Genomic DNA, 16726 nt, shown 5'->3' with positions numbered 1-16726 from the left:
GCTATCACCGCGACACCAGCGCCCCCATCCCCATCCCCATCCGCACCCGCACCCGGTGACTCGGCGTGCGCCGTCGATCCCCCCGCGACGCCTTCCCCCGCCCGTCGCGCCTCCCTCTCGCGTCTCACCCGCCTGGTGGTGACGCTGCTCCCCGTGCTGCTGATCGGGACCTGGGCGGCACTGGACCGGAGCGTCGTGCTCGACGGCGTCGCCCGGCTGGGGGACGCCGATCCCCGGTGGCTGCCGGCCGGGCTCCTCTTCACCCTGCTGGGCTGGGCGGTCGCCGCGTGCGTCCGGCAGGGCGCCCTCCCGGAACGGCTGCCGCCCGGCCTGCTGCTGGCGTCGCAGCCGGCCGCCGGCGCCGCCAACCACGTACTGCCGGCGAGCATCGGCGCCCACGCGGTCACCCTGCGCTTCCTGCGGGGCCAGGGCATACCGCCGGCCCGCGGGACCGCCTCGCTCGCCCTGTACTCGCTGGTCAAACCGGTGGCGAGGATTCCGGTGCTCGTCCTCTTCCTGGCGGCCGTCGGGGACACCGTCCGGTTCGGCGCGCTCGCCCCGGACCGCTGGACGCTGCTGCCGGCGGCCGGAAGCGCGGTGCTCGGTCTCACGACCTTCTGCGTGCTGGTGACGACGGTCCGTCCGCTGCGCCGCCCGGCCGTCGACTTCGTCCGTACCGCGCTGACCGACGTACGGATCCTGCACACCCGGCCCAGCCGTGTGCTCGCCCTCTGGGGCGGCTCGGCCGCCGCCCCGGTGATCCAGGGGAGCACGGTCGCGGCGGTCGGCTTCTCGCTCGGGCTGCCGCTGTCCTGGGCCCAGGTCGTGTTCGCGCTGCTGATCGCCGGTGCCGCCGTCGGCGCCGTCCCCGCACCGGGCGGAATCGGCCCGGTGGACGCGGCCATGGTCTCGCTGGGCGCCCCGGCGGGCCTGTCGACGGCCACCATCATCGGCTACCGCGTCCTGACGGTCTGGATCCCGCTGCTCCCGGGCACGCTCGTCCTGTCGGCCCTGGTGCACCGCAAGGTGCTCTGAACGGGGGCCGGCGCGGGCCGGCCCCCGTTCAGCGGCCGGCCGTGGTCAGCCCTCGTCCGGCGTCAGCCGCAGCGAGATGCTGTTGATGCAGTACCGCTGGTCCGTCGGCGTCGGATAGCCCTCGCCCTCGAAGACGTGGCCGAGGTGCGACCCGCAGCGCGCGCACCGCACCTCCGTCCGCACCATCCCGTGCGAGGAGTCCTGGAGCAGTTCGACGGCGTCCGAGTCCTTCGGGTCGTAGAAGGACGGCCAGCCGCAGTGCGACGCGAACTTCTCCGTGGAGGTGAAGAGTTCGGCGCCGCACGCACGGCAGGAGTAGACGCCCTTCGTCTTGGTGTCGGTGTACTCGCCGGTGAAGGCGGGCTCGGTGCCCGCCCGGCGCAGCACCGTGTACTCGGCCGGGGTCAGCTCCGCGCGCCACTGCTCGTCCGGCTTTTCGATGTCGTACGACATGAAGCTCAACCCCTCACGTTCAAGGAGGCCCGCTGGGGGGCCACGGTCACTCGGCCAGGCGGGCGAGGATCTCCGGTCCGAGATCCGTCACGTCGCCCGCGCCCATGGTGAGAACGAGATCACCGGGCTTCGCCATTCCCGCGACGACGGACGGGACCTCGGCCTTGTCGTGGACCGGTGTGACCTCCGCGCCCGCGGTCCGCGCGGCCTGGATGATCAGCTCGCTGGTGACGCCGGGGATCGGGTCCTCGCGGGCCGGGTAGATGTCCAGGACGACCGAGGCGTCCGCCAGCGACAGCGCCTCGCCCATCTCCGTGCCCAGCTCCTGGGTGCGGGAGAACAGGTGCGGCTGGAAGACCACGAGGATGCGGCCCGAGGCCCCGGACCGCATGGCCTCCAGGTCGGCGGTCATCTCGGTCGGGTGGTGCGCGTAGGAGTCGACGACCTGGACGCCGGCCGCCTCGCCCTTGAGCTGGAGGCGGCGCTTCACGCCGGTGTAGGAGGCGAGCGCGGGGGCCAGCTCGGCGGCCGGGACGCCGAGGGCGGCGCCCGCGGCGAGCGCGGCCACGGCGTTGTGGGCGTAGTGGCGGCCGGGGACGGAGACCGTGAAGGTCAGCTCGGCGCCGTCCAGCAGGACCGTCACCTCGCTCGTCAGACCGTGCGGGACCACGGAGAGCACCCGGACGTCCGCGTCGGCGGCGTCGCCGTACGTCACCACGCGCACGTCACGGCCCGTGACACGGCGGGTCAGCTCGCGGGCACCCTCGTGGTCCGCCGAGATCACCAGCGTGCCGCCCTCGGTGACGCGGTCCACGAACGTCTCGAAGGACTCGTAGATCTCGTCCATGGACGCGTAGTTGGCGTGGTGGTCGAGTTCGACGTTGAGGATGATCGCGACCTCGGGCGCGTACTTGTGGAAGCTGCGGTCCGATTCGTCGGCCTCGGCGACGAAGATCTCGCCCTCGCCGTGCAGGGCGTTCGAGCCGGGGGCGTCGAGGTCGCCGCCGATGGCGTACGACGGGGCGAGGCCGAGCGAGGACAGGGAGACGGCCAGCATCGAGGTGGTGGTCGTCTTGCCGTGGGTGCCGGCGACGGCGATCGGGCGCAGGCCGTCCATCAGCCGGGCGAGGGCGTCCGAGCGGTGGACGACCGGGATGCCGAGCTCGGCCGCGCGGGCGAGCTCGGGGTTGTCCGCGCGGATCGCGGAGGAGACCACGACGCAGGTGGCGTCCGGGGCGAGGTGACCGGCCGCGTGGCCGATGTGGACCGTGGCGCCCAGCGCGCGCAGCGCCTCGGCGGTGGCGGACTCCTTCGCGTCGCTGCCCGCGACCACGGCTCCGCGCTGGGCGAGGATCTTCGCGATGCCCGACATCCCGGCGCCGCCGATGCCGATGAAGTGCGGTCGGTCCATCGCGGTAGGAAGGCCGGGTGCCATGCGTGTTTCTCCCCAAGATCCGGTACGAAGGTGGGCGCGCTCTCCCGAGGGGAACGCGGGCCCAGCCTATTGGGTGCGGGGGACGGCGCCTCACGAGGGACACCGGCCGGGTCACCTCGGACGGCCTCGGGGCGGGAACCGGGGCCCCGGGTTCACGCCTTGCTGTGCGAGAACAGCTTCAGGACCGGCACGCCCACCTTGTGGCGGGCCCGGGAGGCCCAGTCGCGGTGGAAGAACTCCTCCACGTAGTGGGGGTCGGTCAGCACGATGACCTCGTCGGCCCCCACCTGGTCGACCAGGCTCTTCAGCGCGTCGAGGGGGTGGTCCGCGACGAGCCGGCCCTCGGCCGTGTTCCCGGACCCGCTCAGCGCCAGCAGGGACACCTCCAGCGCCCGTTCACCCTGGCTGGCGGCCGCCTCGCCCTCCGGCGTGTCGCCCTCGTGGGCCGCCTCGTCGATCTCGCCCATCGCGACGTCGTCGATGGCCCGCAGCAGCCGGTCCGCCTGGTCGCCCCGGGGCTGGAGCAGCACGTGGAAGGCGACCGCCTCGTCACCGTGCAAGGTGGTGACGAACTCCACGTCGGCGGACGTCAGGGCCTTCTCGATCATCAATACGCTCGTGAACACGACAGGCGCCCTTCTCGTCCGTGGGCCGTCCCGGCCCCCTGCGGAAACCATCCTGCCCCGTGACAGCACGGGTACTGCGCGAATCAGTGTGCCCGTCCGACGAGAATCGGAACCTATTATTCCGACCGTCCGCCGGATCGACGGTACCGGCTGTACAGGAATCCGGCCTCTTCCAGCAGGGACGCCAGTTCGAACCGCTCGGGCACCGGCACCGAGGGCCCTCCCGCGATCCGCTGGGCCCCGCCCGCCGCGAGCATCGGGGACAGCGTCAGGCACATCTCGTCCAGGACACCGGCCGCGACGAACTGGCCCAGCAGCCTGGGGCCGCCCTCGGTCAGCAGCCTGGTGTGCCCGAGGTCGCCCAGGGCCCGTACGGCACGGGCGGGGTCGATGCCCGCGCCGTCCCCGGCGATCACCACCCGCGCGCCCGCCCGCTCGGCCCCGGCGATCCGGTCGGGGGCCGCGGCTGCACCGGTCAGCACCAGCGTGGGCACCAGGGGCGAGGTGAACAGCGGCAGCGAGAAGTCCAGGTCGAGGCTCGCCGTGACCACCGCGATCGCGGGCGCGGGGCCCTGCCCGGCGGCCTTCCGCGGCTCCGCGAAGGCCTCACGCGCGCGGGCCGGCCGGTAGCCCTCCTGCCGCACCGTCTCCGCTCCCACGACCACGACGTCCGCGAGCCCCCGCAGGACACCGAAGATCCTCATGTCGGTGGCGTTCGAGATGGGCTGCGAGCGCCCCTCGTGCTGGGCGGCGCCGTCGAGCGTGGACACCATGTTGGCCCGCAGCCAGGGCGACCGGACCTCCGGGTAGGCGTACGCCTCCGCCAGCTCCCCGAGCTCCCACTCGCGTTCCGCCGCATCCGTCCCGGAAGCCTCCCCGGAGGGCTGGGCTGCTGTTTCATAGGTCACAGGGAACAGGCGTCGCATGTCGTGCAGTGTGGCACGGCGCATAGAGTGGGGGACCGTGTCGTCCATCTCCCCCGCCTCCGCGATCGACCCGATAGCCGAAGCGGCCCCCCTGTCCCTGTGCGCCCGCGAGCCGCACGTCCCAGCCGACCGGCTCGTCGCCGAGATGGTGCCGCCGCCGCGCTTCGACTCGGTCCGCTTCGCCACGTACATCCCGGACCCGAACCAGCCCAGCCAGACCGAGGCCGTGGGCGTCCTCGAGGCGTTCGCCGCGGGTCTCGGCGGGGCGCACGCCGTGGGCGCGCCCAAGCGGCGGCTGTTCGGCTTCGGCAAGGCCGCCCCGAAGACACCGGCCGGCCCGCGGGGCGTCTACCTGGACGGCGGTTACGGCGTCGGCAAGACCCACCTCCTCGCCTCCCTGTGGCACGCGACCCCGGCGGATCCCTCGCTCAAGGCGTTCGGCACCTTCGTGGAGCTGACGAACCTGGTCGGCGCGCTCGGCTTCCAGAAGACCGTGCAGACCCTCTCCGAGCACCGCCTCCTGTGCATCGACGAGTTCGAACTCGACGACCCGGGCGACACCGTCCTCGTCTCCACCCTGCTCGGCAAGCTGGTCGACGCGGGTGTGGCGCTGGCCGCCACCTCGAACACACTTCCCGGCAAGCTCGGCGAGGGCCGGTTCGCGGCCGCCGACTTCCTCCGGGAGATCCAGGGCCTGTCCGCGCGGTTCCGCCCGCTGCGCATCGACGGTGAGGACTACCGTCACCGCGGACTGCCCGAGGCACCCGCCCCGTTCTCCGACGAGCAGGTCACCAAGGCCGCGTACGCCACCGGCGGCGCGTCCCTGGACGACTTCCCGCACCTGCTCGGACATCTCGCCCGCGTCCACCCCAGCCGGTACGGCGCCCTGACCGACGGGATCGAGGCGGTCTGCCTCACCGACGTCCAGCCCGTCCCCGACCAGTCGACGGCCCTGCGGCTCGTCGTGCTCGCCGACCGGCTGTACGACCGCGAGGTGCCGGTCCTCGCCTCCGGGATGCCCTTCGACCGGCTGTTCAGCGAGGAGATGCTGAACGGCGGCTACCGCAAGAAGTACTTCCGCGCGATCTCCCGGCTGACCGCGCTCGCCCGTGACGCGAAGGGCCTCGTGAACGACAGGGCCTAGAAGTCCAGGGCCCGCCGTCCGGATCACGGAGATCCCGGACCGGGCGGGCCCGCGGGCGTGGACGGCCCCGGCACGGCATCCGCCGCGCCGGGGCCCTCCCCCGTTCCCTCACCGGTCCGCGCGGACCGCCTGCGCCCGGCGCCGGACGTACCAGCCCGCCGCGGTGAGCAGGAGTGCCGCGCCGGCCGCCGTGCCGACGGTGGCGCCGGTCGAGGCGAGGCTGCCGCCCGTGCCGCCCGCGGCGGACGTGCCGCCGGTGGTGGTACCGCCGGTGCCCGTGCCTCCGGAGGCGCCGGACGAGCCGCCCGTCGAGCCGGTGCCGCCGGACGAGCCGCCGGTGCCGGACGTGCCGCCGCCGTCGGTGTCCACCGGGTCCTGGCCGACGAAGCTCACCGGCACCTTGACGTCCTGGGAGCGGTCGCCGGAGAGGGTGTGGTCGGCACGGGTGGCCAGGACGCACTTCGCCTCGAAGCAGTCGGTGTACTCGTCCTCGGCGTCGACGGTCAGCTCGACCGAGAAGGTGCCGCCGGTGCCGTACGGGACCGCCAGGTCCTCGCCGTAGTCCGGCGGGTCGGAGGAGATCCACGCCGAGCTGTGCGAGCCCCCGGTCATGTCGACGCCGCCGACGCACGGGGTGGGCAGTTCGCCGTCGCCGTTGTCGACGCAGAGGGCGACGTAGACGCCCTTCTTCGTGTCGTAGCCGGAGCCGGTGACCTTCAGGACCTGGTTCTCGGTGGCGAGGCCGTTGACCGGGGTGACGGTGAGCTTCTGGCCCTCGGCGCCGGTGACGGTCCTGGTGCCGGAGGGGCCGGATGGAGTGCCGCCGCCGTTCCCTCCGCTGTCACCGTTCCCGCCGTTGCCACCGTTCCCGCCGCTGTCGCCGGTGCCGGTCTCCTTCACCGTCAGGGTGTTCGGCCTGGTACGGGTCGTCCCGGCCTCGTTGGTGAACTCGGCGCGGTAGCGGTAGCCGTCGTGGGCGGCCTTCGCCGTGAAGGTGTACGTGTTCCGCGTCGCTCCCTCGATCTTCGACCAGGTCTGGCCGCCGTCCGGGCTGACGCTCCAGCTCACCGTGGGCCGCGGCGTGCCCTCGGCCGCGGCGACGAAGGTGACCTCGGTGCCGGGGGCGACCGTACGGTCCGTGGGGGCCTGGACGACCTTGGGGGACATCCGCAGGTCGAGCTTGGTGATCCTGGCTTCGGCGGGGCTGCTCACATAGACGGAGGCACCGCCGCGGGCGACGGCCACGGCCGCGTCGCCGAGCTGGGAATGGTTGCCGGGCAGCGTGGCCGGCCGGGCCGCCTCGGCGAAGGTGGCGGTGTCGTACACCCCGAGGGAACTGACCAGGTCGGCACCGCTCGCGGTGTCACCGCTGTCCTGCCAGACGACGAAGGCCCGTGAGGTGGCGGTGTCGAAGGCGACGTCCACCGCCTCGTCCGGCCCCTCGATGGTGGTCAGCTCCTTGGCGGACGGGTCCAGGACCAGGACGGAGTTCCCGCTGCCCACCCAGACGTTGCCGGTGGCCGGGTCGGCCTCGACGAAGCCGACGCCCGCGGCGGGGAGCGGCGCGGTGGCGGTGACGGTGAAGGCTGTGGCGGAGGACGCCGTGTCGACGCGGCGCAGCTGTCCGCCGGACGGGCCGGCCGACCATGCGGCGCCGTGGGCCGGGTCGACGCCGAGCTGGGAGCCGCCCTCCAGGGTGATCGCGCGCCGCACGGCACCGGTGGCGGTCTCCAGCTCGGAGAGCGTGGCGCCCTGGGCGACCAGGGTGGTGTCGGTTTTGGTGCCGGGACCGGCGCCGGTGACCGAGGAGCCGGTGAGCCACACGCCGGCCGCCTTGTCGTCGCCGTCCTTCGCGGTGCCGAGGCCCCGCAGCGGGTAGTGGAAGACGACGCCGTCCCCGGCGAGCGGGCCGGCGATCATGGTGACCACCCGGTCGGCGAGCGTCCCGCCCACGCCGGGGGCCTGGGAGAGGTGGGAGAGCACCTTTCCGTCCGCGGGGTCGAGGGCGTACAGGCCGCGCTCGTCGACGGTTCCGGTGTCGACGACGTTGTCGGAGCCGGCGTACAGCTTTCCGGAGCCGGGGTGCACCAGGAGGTCGCGCACCTTGCCCGCGGTCGTGAAGTCGTCCGCCTTCACGTAGCTCACGGTGCCGGGCGGCACCTCCACACCGTCGCCGCCGTCGTCCCCGCCCGGGTCCTGGCCCTCGAAGGCGACGGGGACGCGGACGTCCTGGGAGCGGTCGCCGGGGTGGCGGTGGTCGACGCGGGTGACGACCGCGCAGGCGACCTTGGTGCAGTCGAGGCTCGCGTCCTTGGCCTTGACGTCGATCCCGACGTCGAAGGTGCCGCCCGCGCCCCAGTGGACGGCGAGGTCGCCCGCGTAGGTGTCGCCCTCGGGGACGATCCACTGCGAGGAGCTGCCGGTGCCGTTCTGGTCGGCGCCGCCGATGCAGGGGGTGGGGATGAGGCCGTCACCGTTGTCCTTGCACAGGGCGACGTAGACGGCCTTGGACGCGTCGTAGCCGGAGCCGGAGACGCGGAGGGTCTCGCCGTCGGGGTCGATGCCGGCGGAGGCGGAGACGGTGAGCCGCTGTCCGTTCTGGCCGAGGGCGGTCTTCGGCGTGCCGGAGGCCTGTGCGGCCGTGCCCGCGGTGACGGCGGTCGCCGCGGCGGCCACGAGCACGGCGGCGCCGAGGAGCGCCGCCGGGCGTCTGTGCTGCATGGGAGTGTTCCTCACTGGTCGGTGCCGCCGAACGCCGCGGGCCGGACCCCGGTGTACGGGGCCCGGCCTGACGATCGGTCAACCGGCCGTCACTGGAAGGTGATCGGGACGTGGACGTCGTACTTGCGGTCGCTGCTGTCGAAGTGGTCGGCGCGCGTGACGACGGCGCACTCGACGTCCTGGCCGCAGACGCTGCCGTCGTCGAGGGTGGCCTTGACGTAGATCTGCACGCCGAAGGTGCCGCCGGTGCCGAACTTGGAGCTGTTGGCGAAGAGCCCGCCGAAGACGTTGTTCACCCAGTGCGAGGCGCCGGTCGCGCCGGTCTCGTCCTGGCCACCGAGGCAGGGGGTCGGCTTGCTGTCGCCCTGGCCGCCCTCGACCGCGCACAGGCCGACGTAGACGCCCTGGGCGGTGTTGTAACCGGAGCCGGAGACGATGATGACCTGGCCGGCGGCGGAGGCGGTGCCCGGCGCGGTCAGCGACAGGTTGTAGGTGGTGGAGCCGTCGACCACCGAGCGGGTCGAGGTGGCGGCTGAGGCGGAGCCGGCCAGGCCCAGGGTCAGGGCGGCGGAGGAGGCGACGGCGAGGCCCGCGCGGACAACGGTGCGGGAGGTGGGGACTCTCATGGGGACGGCCTTCCTGTCGATGAACACAAACTTAGGTAAGGCAAACCTAAGTACGATCTCCGGCCGATTGTCAACAGGCTGCGGGAAGCCCCAAATGGCCGATGGAGAAGGGGAGTTCGGGCATGCCGAGGAGCGGGCCGGGCGACCCGCTCCTCGATACGACTTCACGCGGCTTCCCATGCCGCTCAGTTCGGGGTCTCGACCTCGAACCCGACGCCTACCGCGCCCCGTTCACCGCCCACGGCGGTCAGCACCACCGTGTGACTCCCTTCCACGGCCCCCGCGTACACGGGGAAGGCGCGCGCGAGACGTCCTTCGGCGTCGGCAACCGCCTGGTAGCGCGTGTCGCCGTCGATCGCGACGAGCACGACGGCGCCGGGCGCGAAACCGGCGCCGGTGACCGTCTGTTCACCACCCGCGGCGAGGGCGGGGCGCCCCACCGCGGCGACGGGTCCCTCCCGCCTCCCGGACTCCGGGAACCGTCCGGACTCCGACGGCCCGGCGGAGGGCGCGGGAACGGCGGACGGCGACGGGCCGGTGACGGGGGTCGCCGGATCCCTTCCGTCCTGTGCGGCGGAGGCCGTGGAGGCGGTCACGTCCAGCGCGCCCAGCTCCTCACCGGCCTCGAACCGGGTCGTGCCCCAGGCGGACAGCAGCGCGGCCCCCTTCTCGGTGAGCAGGGCCCGCAGCCCGGTCCAGGTCACCCCGTCCGCGCGTACGACGGGTCCGGCACCGGGCACCACGATCTCGGCGAGCGCCAGCTCGTCCGCCCGGCCGTCGACGACCGTACGGACGTACAACGTGCCTTCTCCGTCGTCCAGTTCGAGGCGCAGCCCGCCGAGGACCAGCGGTCGGCCGGCCGGTCCGCCGAGGCGTGCCGCGCCGCCCAGTTCCAGTTCCAGCCCCGGCTCCGCGGAGCCGGTCCCGGCGCTCCCGCCCAGGGCCGGGAACCACGCACGGTCGGCGGCCTCCCGCACGGCGGGCGCGGCGACCCCGAGTGAGACGCCCCGGCCGGCCAGGGCGCTTTCGGCCGAGGACCACTCCATGTGCCCCCCGGACACCTCTCGGGCCGGCGGCCGCCCCTCGTCTGCCGTCTGCGCGGCCACCGCGCCCGGGCAGCACAGCGCCAACAGGGCGCCGGCCGCCAGGACGACGGCGCCTGGTCTCTTCGCCATCTTCGGTCCCCTTCCCGGGACATGAGGTGTGTCAGCTGGAGGACGGGGCGGCGGTGCGCCGTCGGCGCGCCCAGAGCCACGCGCCGGTGCCGACCGCGACGAGTCCGGCCGCGCAGAGGCCGAGCGGCAGCACGAGGCCCGATCCGGTGCTCGCCATGGAGCCGTCGTCGGTCTCGGTGGCGCCACCGTCACCGGACCCGCCGGTCGCGTCCGCCCCGGCCGTGGCGCTCGCGCTCGGCTTCGCGGAACCGGAACCGCTCGACGAGCCGCCCGCGTTCGCGAACGTCACCGGGACGCGGACCGTCTGGCTCTGGTCCCCGCCCCGGGTGTGGTCGTTGCGCGTGATGACGGCGCAGGTCACCCCGGCGGCGGCGCAGTCGGTGTTGGCGTCCTTGGCGCGCACCTTGATCCGCACCTCGAAGGTGCCCCCGTGCCCGCTGCCGCCGTAGGGCTTCGCCAGTCCCTCGCCGTAGGAGGGCGGATCGGAGGAGACCCACACCGAGGCACCCGACTCGCCGGACATGTCGACGCCGCCGACGCAGGGCGTGGGCGTCTTCCCTGCGCCGTTGTCGACGCAGAAGGCGACGTAGACGCCCTTCTCGGTGTTGTAGCCGGAGCCGGTCACGGTGACCGTCTCGCCCGCCGGGTCGAGCCCCGACGACCTGGAGACGGCGAGCCGCTGCCCTTCCGGTCCGACGGCCGACCCGTCGGCGGCCGCCACGGGCGGGGCCTGGAGCAACAGGGCGGACACCGCGGCGATCGCAAGAGAACAGCCGACTCCGCGGCCCCGCGGACCACTTGCCGAAGACATGGAACACCCCCACCACGTGATACTTAGGAAAGGCTAACCTAAGCTATTTCTCACGGTGTGTCAGGCGAGAGGAGAGGAAGAGGTCATGAGCGCATCCGGAAGGAGCCTGTCCGGCGGACGGTCCCGGCGAGGGCGTCTCGCCGCCCTGGGTCTGGCTGTCGTCCTGTTGACGGGGGCCTGCGGGACCACCGGCACGGGGACCGGCGGCACGGGGACCGGCGGGGCGTCGGGCGCGACACCGGAGCCCGCGAGCGCGCGTGCCGCCGCGGCCGCGAAGCAGCTGGCGAGGAACACGGTCGTCCCGCTCGACGGCGCGCCGCCGACACCGGAGCTGCCGGTCACCGTCGACTCCTCCGACGGCCGCGAGGTCACCGTGCGGGACGCCTCCCGCATCCTGCCGCTCAACGGGGGCGTGGCGGAGATCGTGTTCACGCTCGGGCTCGGCGACCGGGTCGTCGGCCGGGACGTCACGGCCACCTTCGCGGAGGCGGGGAAGCTGCCCCAGGTCACCAAGGCGCACGACGTGAGCGCGGAGGGCGTGCTGTCGCTGCGGCCGACGGTGGTGCTCGCCGACACCGACACCGGGCCGAAGGAGGCCGTCCAGCAGATCCGGGACGCCGGGGTCCCGGTCGTCGTCCTCGACCCGGCGACGAAACTGTCCGACGTGACCACCCGCACCACCCGGATCGCCGAAGCCCTCGGGGTCCCGGAGGCGGGCAGGGCGCTGAACCGGCGCATGAGCGACGAACTGACCGCGGCCCGCGCGGGCGTGCCCCCGGGCAGCAGGCCCAAGGTCGCCTTCCTCTACATGCGCGGCAGCGCGGCCGTCTATCTGATCGGCGGCAAGGGCTCCGGCGCCGACTCGCTGCTGGCAGCGGCGGGCGCGGTGGACGCGGGCACGGCGGCGGGCATGGACAGGCCGTTCACCCCGATCACCACCGAGGCCCTCGCCCAGGCCCGACCGGACGTCATCCTGATGATGACCAAGGGCCTGGAGTCGGTCGGCGGCCTCGACGGCCTCCTCCAGATCCCCGGCATCGCCCAGACCCCGGCCGGCATGAACCGTCGGGTCGTCGACCTGGAGGACGGCGTGCTCCTGGGCTTCGGCCCGCGCACACCACTGGTCATCGACATCCTGGTGGACCGCGTCCACCGGGCCGCCCGGAGCTCGTCCTCGGAGACCGGATCCGGAGCAGGATCCGGGTGACGGTGACGGCCTTCCCGTCCGGAGGGATCTCGCCGCAGGTCCGGCGGCAACCGGGCCCCCGCGACGTAGAGTGGAATGACCAGACACGTCGGGCGACTCGGAAGGGGGTCGTCATGGTCCAGGAACTCGTCGTGGCGGTCACGGCGGCCTGTTCCGCCTCGGTGATCTACGTCGCCGCCGCCGCCCGCGTCGTCAAGCAGTACGAACGCGGGGTCGTCTTCCGTCTCGGGCGGCTGACGGCCGAGGTCCGCTCCCCCGGGTTCACGATGGTCGTGCCCTTCGTGGACCGGCTCCACAAGGTCAACATGCAGATCGTGACCCTGCCCATCCCGGCCCAGGAGGGCATCACCCGGGACAACGTGACGGTCCGCGTCGACGCGGTCGTCTACTTCCGGGTCGTGGACGCGGCGAACGCCATCATCCAGGTCGAGGACTACCGCTTCGCGGTCTCCCAGATGGCACAGACCTCGCTCCGGTCGATCATCGGCAAGAGCGATCTGGACGACCTGCTCTCCAACCGCGAAAAGCTCAACCAGGGGCTGGAGTTGATGATCGACAGTCCGGCGATCGGCTGGGGCGTGCAGATCGACCGGGTGGAGATCAAGGACGTGTCGCTGCCCGAGTCGATGAAGCGGTCCATGGCCCGCCAGGCCGAGGCGGACCGTGAACGGCGCGCCCGGGTCATCAACGCGGACGCGGAACTCCAGGCGTCCAAGAAGCTCGCGGAAGCCGCCGGCGTCATGTCGGAACAGCCGGCCGCGCTCCAACTGCGCCTGCTCCAGACGGTGGTGGCCGTCGCGGCCGAGAAGAACTCCACCCTCGTCCTGCCCTTCCCGGTCGAACTGCTGCGCTTCCTGGAACGGGCCCAGTCGGGACAGCAGCCGGCGACGACCCCGGCGCGGCCGGAACCGCGGCCGGGCGGACCGTCCCCGGCGGAACGGCAGCCCGGCGTCGACCCCGTCGAGCCTCCCCCCGTGCAGGAGCGGCTCGGCAGGGCGCTTGGGGCACTCGGCCTTCCGGAGTCGTTCGCGGACACGGACGGGCTCGGGACCCCGGACACGTTCGGGATCCTGGGTGAGCCCAGGGTGCCGATGGAACCGGAGGGACCGGAGGACCCCGGGAACCCCGAACGGTTCGGGGGTGCCGGGGAGTTCGGGAAGGACGGAGGGGACCGGTCCGGGAACGCCCAGGAGAGCACGGAGCCCGAGGCGCCCACGGGGTGACCCGGGGCGACCTCCCGACACCCGCACGCCCGCGCCGTGCGGCACGCACCGGAGGAGCACGTCCACGACGCCGGGCGGCGGGCGGCGGGCGGCGGGCGGCGGGCGGCCCCTCCCCGTCCGGTCCGCCACTCCTCATAAGCTGGGGACATGAGAGCTGGAGACACGGGAGCCGGAGGCACGGGCGACGACCACTGCGCCACCACCGGGGCGGACGGGCCGGCCGGGCAGTTCCTGGACGCCCTCGACGCGGCGGGGCGGGACGGGACCGCGTACGCGGAGTGCGTGCTGTGCCGCGAGCCGACCGAGTACCCGGAGTCGCACAAGGGGATCACGCTGTGTCCCGTCTGCGCCTGGCAGGAGGCACAGCGCACCGCGTGTTCGGGCTGACGGGCACGGGTCCGCTCCCCGGCCCGGGCGGCTCCGGGACCCGTCCGCCGGGACCGTCCGGACCGCCAGGACCACTCCGTCCCCCGGGACCGTCCGGACCGTCCGTCCGGGGCGGATCTTCCGCCTGGCAGACTGGGAGGCGTGAGCAGCGACGACCCGACCCCCGCCGACGACGGCCCGTTCCGCGACGAGCCCACCGCACGTGACACGGCGCGGCAGTTCGTGCTGCCGCTGGTGGTGCACATCGAGAAGGCCGCGCCCCCGGCGCGCACCGATGCGCTGGAGACCGCCGCCCGGGCCGTGCTGACCATCCTCAGCGACGAGCGTTCGCTCGGGGACGGCGAATGGGCGCAGGCGATGCGGGACTGGCAGGACGCCCGGATCCGCAAGGTCGTGCGGCGGGCGCGCGGATCCGAGTGGCGGAAGGCCGAGGCGCTGCCCGGCATCACCGTGACCGGGCGGTCCGCGGAGGTACGGGTCTTCCCGCCGGTGCCGCTGGACGGCTGGCCCAAGGACCTGGCGAAGCTCCAGGTGTCCGGTACGGATCTCGACGATCCGCGGCCGCCGGCACCGGCCGATCCGGCGGCGCCCGTGCTGTGGCTCAACCCGGAACTCGACATGTCGGCCGGCAAGACGATGGCGCAGACGGGTCACGGGGCCCAACTGGCCTGGTGGGAGCTGTCGGAGAAGGAGCGGACCGCCTGGCGCGAGGCGGGCTTCGCCCTCTCGGTGCGCACCGCCGATCCGGCCCACTGGCGTGAACTCAGCGTCTCCGACGTGCCGTTGGTCCGTGACGCGGGGTTCACGGAGATCGCTCCCGGACTGACGGTCGCCGTCGAGGGGCACGACCGCGTGGGCGCCCTGCCGGGGCTCGCCCCGGATCCGGCGGGCTGACGGCGGCCCCTACTCGGCCAGCGTGGTGGCGAGTTCCGCGGTGACGCGGACGATCTCGGTGTCCGGCTCGGCGAGCAGGTGCTGGAGGGTGCCGTGGTGGGCGCGTACGGCCTGGCGGGCCTCGCGCTCCCAGCCCACCCAGTTCTCACGGCGGTTGAGGAGCTTGGGATAGGCGGCGGCCGTGCGCTCCCACTGCCGGGCCTCGGCGATGTCCCTCAGGAGCTGGATTATCTGAACGCGGCAGGTGACCTGCGGGAGTTCGGCGAGTTCCCAGAGGAAGGGGACGGTGGCGGCCGTCGCCTGCTCCACGACGAACCCGAACTGGCAGATTCGTTCCCTCAGGTCCTGCAGCGCCGCTCTGGCCGTTGCCGCGTCACCCCAGGCGACGGTGTTGAGCAGGAAGGGGATGGCTTCCGCCGACCCCTTGGAGTCCTTGATCTCGTCCCACGACACGCGTTCCAGGTTCCTGAGTGGTGTTGCCATTTCCGCTCCCTCCGAAGGCGTCGGACAGTGACAGGTGCGCGGGCGGGCCGAAGCCGTCCCGGACGATCACGCTCCCCCGGGAGCGCCTGAAACGACGTCAGTACGGGCCTCTGGTAACGAGGTTGACGCCACGGCTATTATCCACGCTGACAGCGTCTTCGTGCAATTGCACGAGAAATTGCACGAAGTCGAAGAGGTACGTGGGCCGCGTGAGGTCCGACCGGAGCCCGCGCCCCGGGCGGCCGGACGGGCGTACACCTGGTGGAACGTCAGCAAGGAGAGTGCGTTGGTGCCATCAGTGCCGAACGGAGTGCGGGCCAGCTCGCTGGGCGCCTCCTGGATCAAGAGCAGGCACAGCAATGCCGAGGGCAACTGTGTCGAGGTGGCCGCCCTGGGCGACGGCCGCATCGCGGTGCGCAACTCCCGCGACCCCGACGGTCCGGCCCTCGTCTACACCCCGGCGGAAGTGGCCGCGTTCCTGGCCGGAGCGAAGGACGGGGAGTTCGACCACCTGCTCTGAAACCCTGCCCCGGCGCTGCGAACTCCGCTGAAACAGAAGGATGGTTGTCCACTTCCGTCTCCCCGTGCGGCAGAGTCCGGCGCGGTGCGATAATTTTGACTGTCTTCTGCCGGTCGACTGGGAGTCAGGATGTCCGTCGAGTCACCCCGCGTCTCCCGCCTCGAACCGTATCTGAGCCGGGAGGAGCCCGCCCCCACTCTGCTGAAGATGCTGGTCGGCGTCCAGCTCGCCGGCGCCCGCGAGGACGCGGGGCTGTCCCAGGAACAGGCGGCGCGCTCCCTGGGGTTCAGCGCGGCGAAGCTGTCGCGCATGGAGGCGGGCAAGGGCCGTCGGCCACCGACGGAGGACGACGTCCGCGCGCTGCTCAGGCTGTACGGGACCGAGGACTACGAGGTGTCGGTCCTGCTCAGACTGCTCAAGCGCGCGGGTGAGCCCGGCTGGTGGCAGCGCTACGACAAGCGGCTGATGCCCGAGTGGTTCGACCGGCTGGTCGGACTCCAGGAGGCGGCCAGCGTCATCCGCACCTTCGAGATCCAGTACGTCCCGGGCCTGTTGCAGACTTCCGACTACACCCGGGCCGTGGTGGAGCGCGGGCTGCCGACGGCGCCCGCGGCCGAGGTGCAGCGCCGGGTGGAGCTGCGCACGCGCCGGCGGGAGCTGCTGGACCGGACGGACGCCCCCCAGCTGTGGGCCGTCGTCGACGAGTCCGTCCTGCTGCGCGTCCTGGGCAGCCGTGAGGTGATGCGCGCCCAGCTCGAGCACCTCATCGAGATGGCCCGGCGCCCCCATGTGGTCGTGCAGATCGTGCCGTTGGACGTCACCAACGCCTCGGCCCCCGCCATCCCCGTCACCTACCTGCGCTTCGGCGGTGTCGAACTGCCCGACATCGTCTACCTGGAGCACATACGGAGCGCCAACTTCCTGGAGGACCGCGACGAGACGGAGGAGTACCGCGTGGTACTGGACCGGCTCGCCGACGAGGCCCTGAGCCCCCGCGAGTCCCTGGCCCTGCTGCGCAGCACGGTGGAACAGCGCTACGCCCGGAGCTAGGACCTGTCCG

The 16726-nt window shown here is 73.0% G+C and carries 17 protein-coding genes; 8 read left to right on the top strand and 9 right to left on the bottom strand.

Annotated features, from left to right (window positions below):
- Positions 1-3: 3 nt before the first annotated feature.
- Positions 4-1035 (top strand): YbhN family protein, encoded by a 1032-nt coding sequence (locus tag ACFW6B_RS35385; RefSeq protein ID WP_386602857.1) that lies wholly within the window; start codon positions 4-6, stop codon positions 1033-1035.
- Between the two features lie 45 nt (positions 1036-1080).
- Here ACFW6B_RS35385 and msrB read toward each other — a convergent pair whose 3' ends face one another.
- The 4 genes from msrB to ACFW6B_RS35365 form a co-directional block, all read right to left on the bottom strand.
- Entirely contained in the window at positions 1081-1488 is a 408-nt protein-coding gene (gene msrB, locus ACFW6B_RS35380) for a peptide-methionine (R)-S-oxide reductase MsrB (RefSeq protein ID WP_386602817.1), read from the bottom strand.
- Between the two features lie 46 nt (positions 1489-1534).
- Positions 1535-2923 carry a UDP-N-acetylmuramate--L-alanine ligase gene (murC, locus tag ACFW6B_RS35375; protein ID WP_386602815.1) on the bottom strand — a complete coding sequence of 463 codons (1389 nt, stop codon included), beginning with the start codon at positions 2921-2923 and terminating at the stop codon, positions 1535-1537.
- A gap of 152 nt (positions 2924-3075) precedes the next feature.
- The gene (locus ACFW6B_RS35370; protein WP_386602812.1) at positions 3076-3549 is read right to left on the bottom strand and encodes an indole-3-glycerol phosphate synthase; all 474 of its coding nucleotides are present in this window, start codon (positions 3547-3549) and stop codon (positions 3076-3078) included.
- 116 nt (positions 3550-3665) lie between these two features.
- On the bottom strand, positions 3666-4475 hold the full coding sequence (locus ACFW6B_RS35365) for a pyrimidine reductase family protein (RefSeq protein ID WP_386602810.1): 810 nt from the start codon (positions 4473-4475) through the stop codon (positions 3666-3668).
- On the opposite strand from ACFW6B_RS35365, the gene zapE reads away from it, so the two are divergent.
- A complete protein-coding gene (zapE, locus tag ACFW6B_RS35360; RefSeq protein ID WP_386602808.1) occupies positions 4474-5619 on the top strand; it encodes a cell division protein ZapE in 1146 nt (381 codons plus the stop codon). The two genes, ACFW6B_RS35365 and zapE, sit on opposite strands and share 2 nt — an antisense overlap.
- Positions 5620-5727: 108 nt before the next feature.
- On the opposite strand, the gene ACFW6B_RS35355 is transcribed toward zapE, so the two are convergent.
- The 4 genes from ACFW6B_RS35355 to ACFW6B_RS35340 form a co-directional block, all read right to left on the bottom strand.
- Positions 5728-8340 (bottom strand): immunoglobulin I-set domain protein, encoded by a 2613-nt coding sequence (locus ACFW6B_RS35355; RefSeq protein ID WP_386602806.1) that lies wholly within the window; start codon positions 8338-8340, stop codon positions 5728-5730.
- Positions 8341-8429: 89 nt separating this feature from the next.
- A complete protein-coding gene (locus ACFW6B_RS35350; RefSeq protein WP_386602804.1) occupies positions 8430-8966 on the bottom strand; it encodes a hypothetical protein in 537 nt (178 codons plus the stop codon).
- A 185-nt stretch (positions 8967-9151) separates the two neighbouring features.
- Positions 9152-10141 (bottom strand): hypothetical protein, encoded by a 990-nt coding sequence (locus ACFW6B_RS35345; protein ID WP_386602801.1) that lies wholly within the window; start codon positions 10139-10141, stop codon positions 9152-9154.
- Positions 10142-10172: 31 nt separating this feature from the next.
- Positions 10173-10892 (bottom strand): hypothetical protein, encoded by a 720-nt coding sequence (locus ACFW6B_RS35340; protein ID WP_386602800.1) that lies wholly within the window; start codon positions 10890-10892, stop codon positions 10173-10175.
- A 145-nt stretch (positions 10893-11037) separates the two neighbouring features.
- Here ACFW6B_RS35340 and ACFW6B_RS35335 point away from each other — a divergent pair, with 145 nt between their 5' ends.
- From ACFW6B_RS35335 to ACFW6B_RS35320, 4 genes are all read left to right on the top strand, one after another.
- Entirely contained in the window at positions 11038-12159 is a 1122-nt protein-coding gene (locus ACFW6B_RS35335) for a hemin ABC transporter substrate-binding protein (RefSeq protein ID WP_386602799.1), read from the top strand.
- A 113-nt stretch (positions 12160-12272) separates the two neighbouring features.
- Positions 12273-13382, top strand: a complete 1110-nt coding sequence (locus ACFW6B_RS35330; protein ID WP_386602797.1) for an SPFH domain-containing protein — start codon at positions 12273-12275, stop codon at positions 13380-13382.
- Positions 13383-13529: 147 nt separating this feature from the next.
- A complete protein-coding gene (locus tag ACFW6B_RS35325; RefSeq protein WP_386602795.1) occupies positions 13530-13769 on the top strand; it encodes a hypothetical protein in 240 nt (79 codons plus the stop codon).
- A 141-nt stretch (positions 13770-13910) separates the two neighbouring features.
- Positions 13911-14663 carry a peptidyl-tRNA hydrolase gene (locus ACFW6B_RS35320; protein WP_386602792.1) on the top strand — a complete coding sequence of 251 codons (753 nt, stop codon included), beginning with the start codon at positions 13911-13913 and terminating at the stop codon, positions 14661-14663.
- A gap of 9 nt (positions 14664-14672) precedes the next feature.
- On the opposite strand, the gene ACFW6B_RS35315 is transcribed toward ACFW6B_RS35320, so the two are convergent.
- Complete coding sequence (locus ACFW6B_RS35315) at positions 14673-15146, bottom strand: hypothetical protein (protein WP_386602791.1); 474 nt, start codon at positions 15144-15146, stop codon at positions 14673-14675.
- 289 nt (positions 15147-15435) lie between these two features.
- Between ACFW6B_RS35315 and ACFW6B_RS35310 the strand changes: the two genes are divergently transcribed.
- Entirely contained in the window at positions 15436-15666 is a 231-nt protein-coding gene (locus ACFW6B_RS35310; RefSeq protein WP_355767705.1) for a DUF397 domain-containing protein, read from the top strand.
- A gap of 129 nt (positions 15667-15795) precedes the next feature.
- Positions 15796-16716 (top strand): helix-turn-helix domain-containing protein, encoded by a 921-nt coding sequence (locus ACFW6B_RS35305; RefSeq protein ID WP_386602788.1) that lies wholly within the window; start codon positions 15796-15798, stop codon positions 16714-16716.
- Positions 16717-16726 lie beyond the last annotated feature (10 nt).

Origin of the sequence: Streptomyces sp. NPDC058751, assembly GCF_042746485.1 — a bacterium.
In the GTDB taxonomy this organism is placed as follows: domain Bacteria; phylum Actinomycetota; class Actinomycetes; order Streptomycetales; family Streptomycetaceae; genus Streptomyces.
This window is presented reverse-complemented; position numbering and strand designations above follow the sequence as displayed.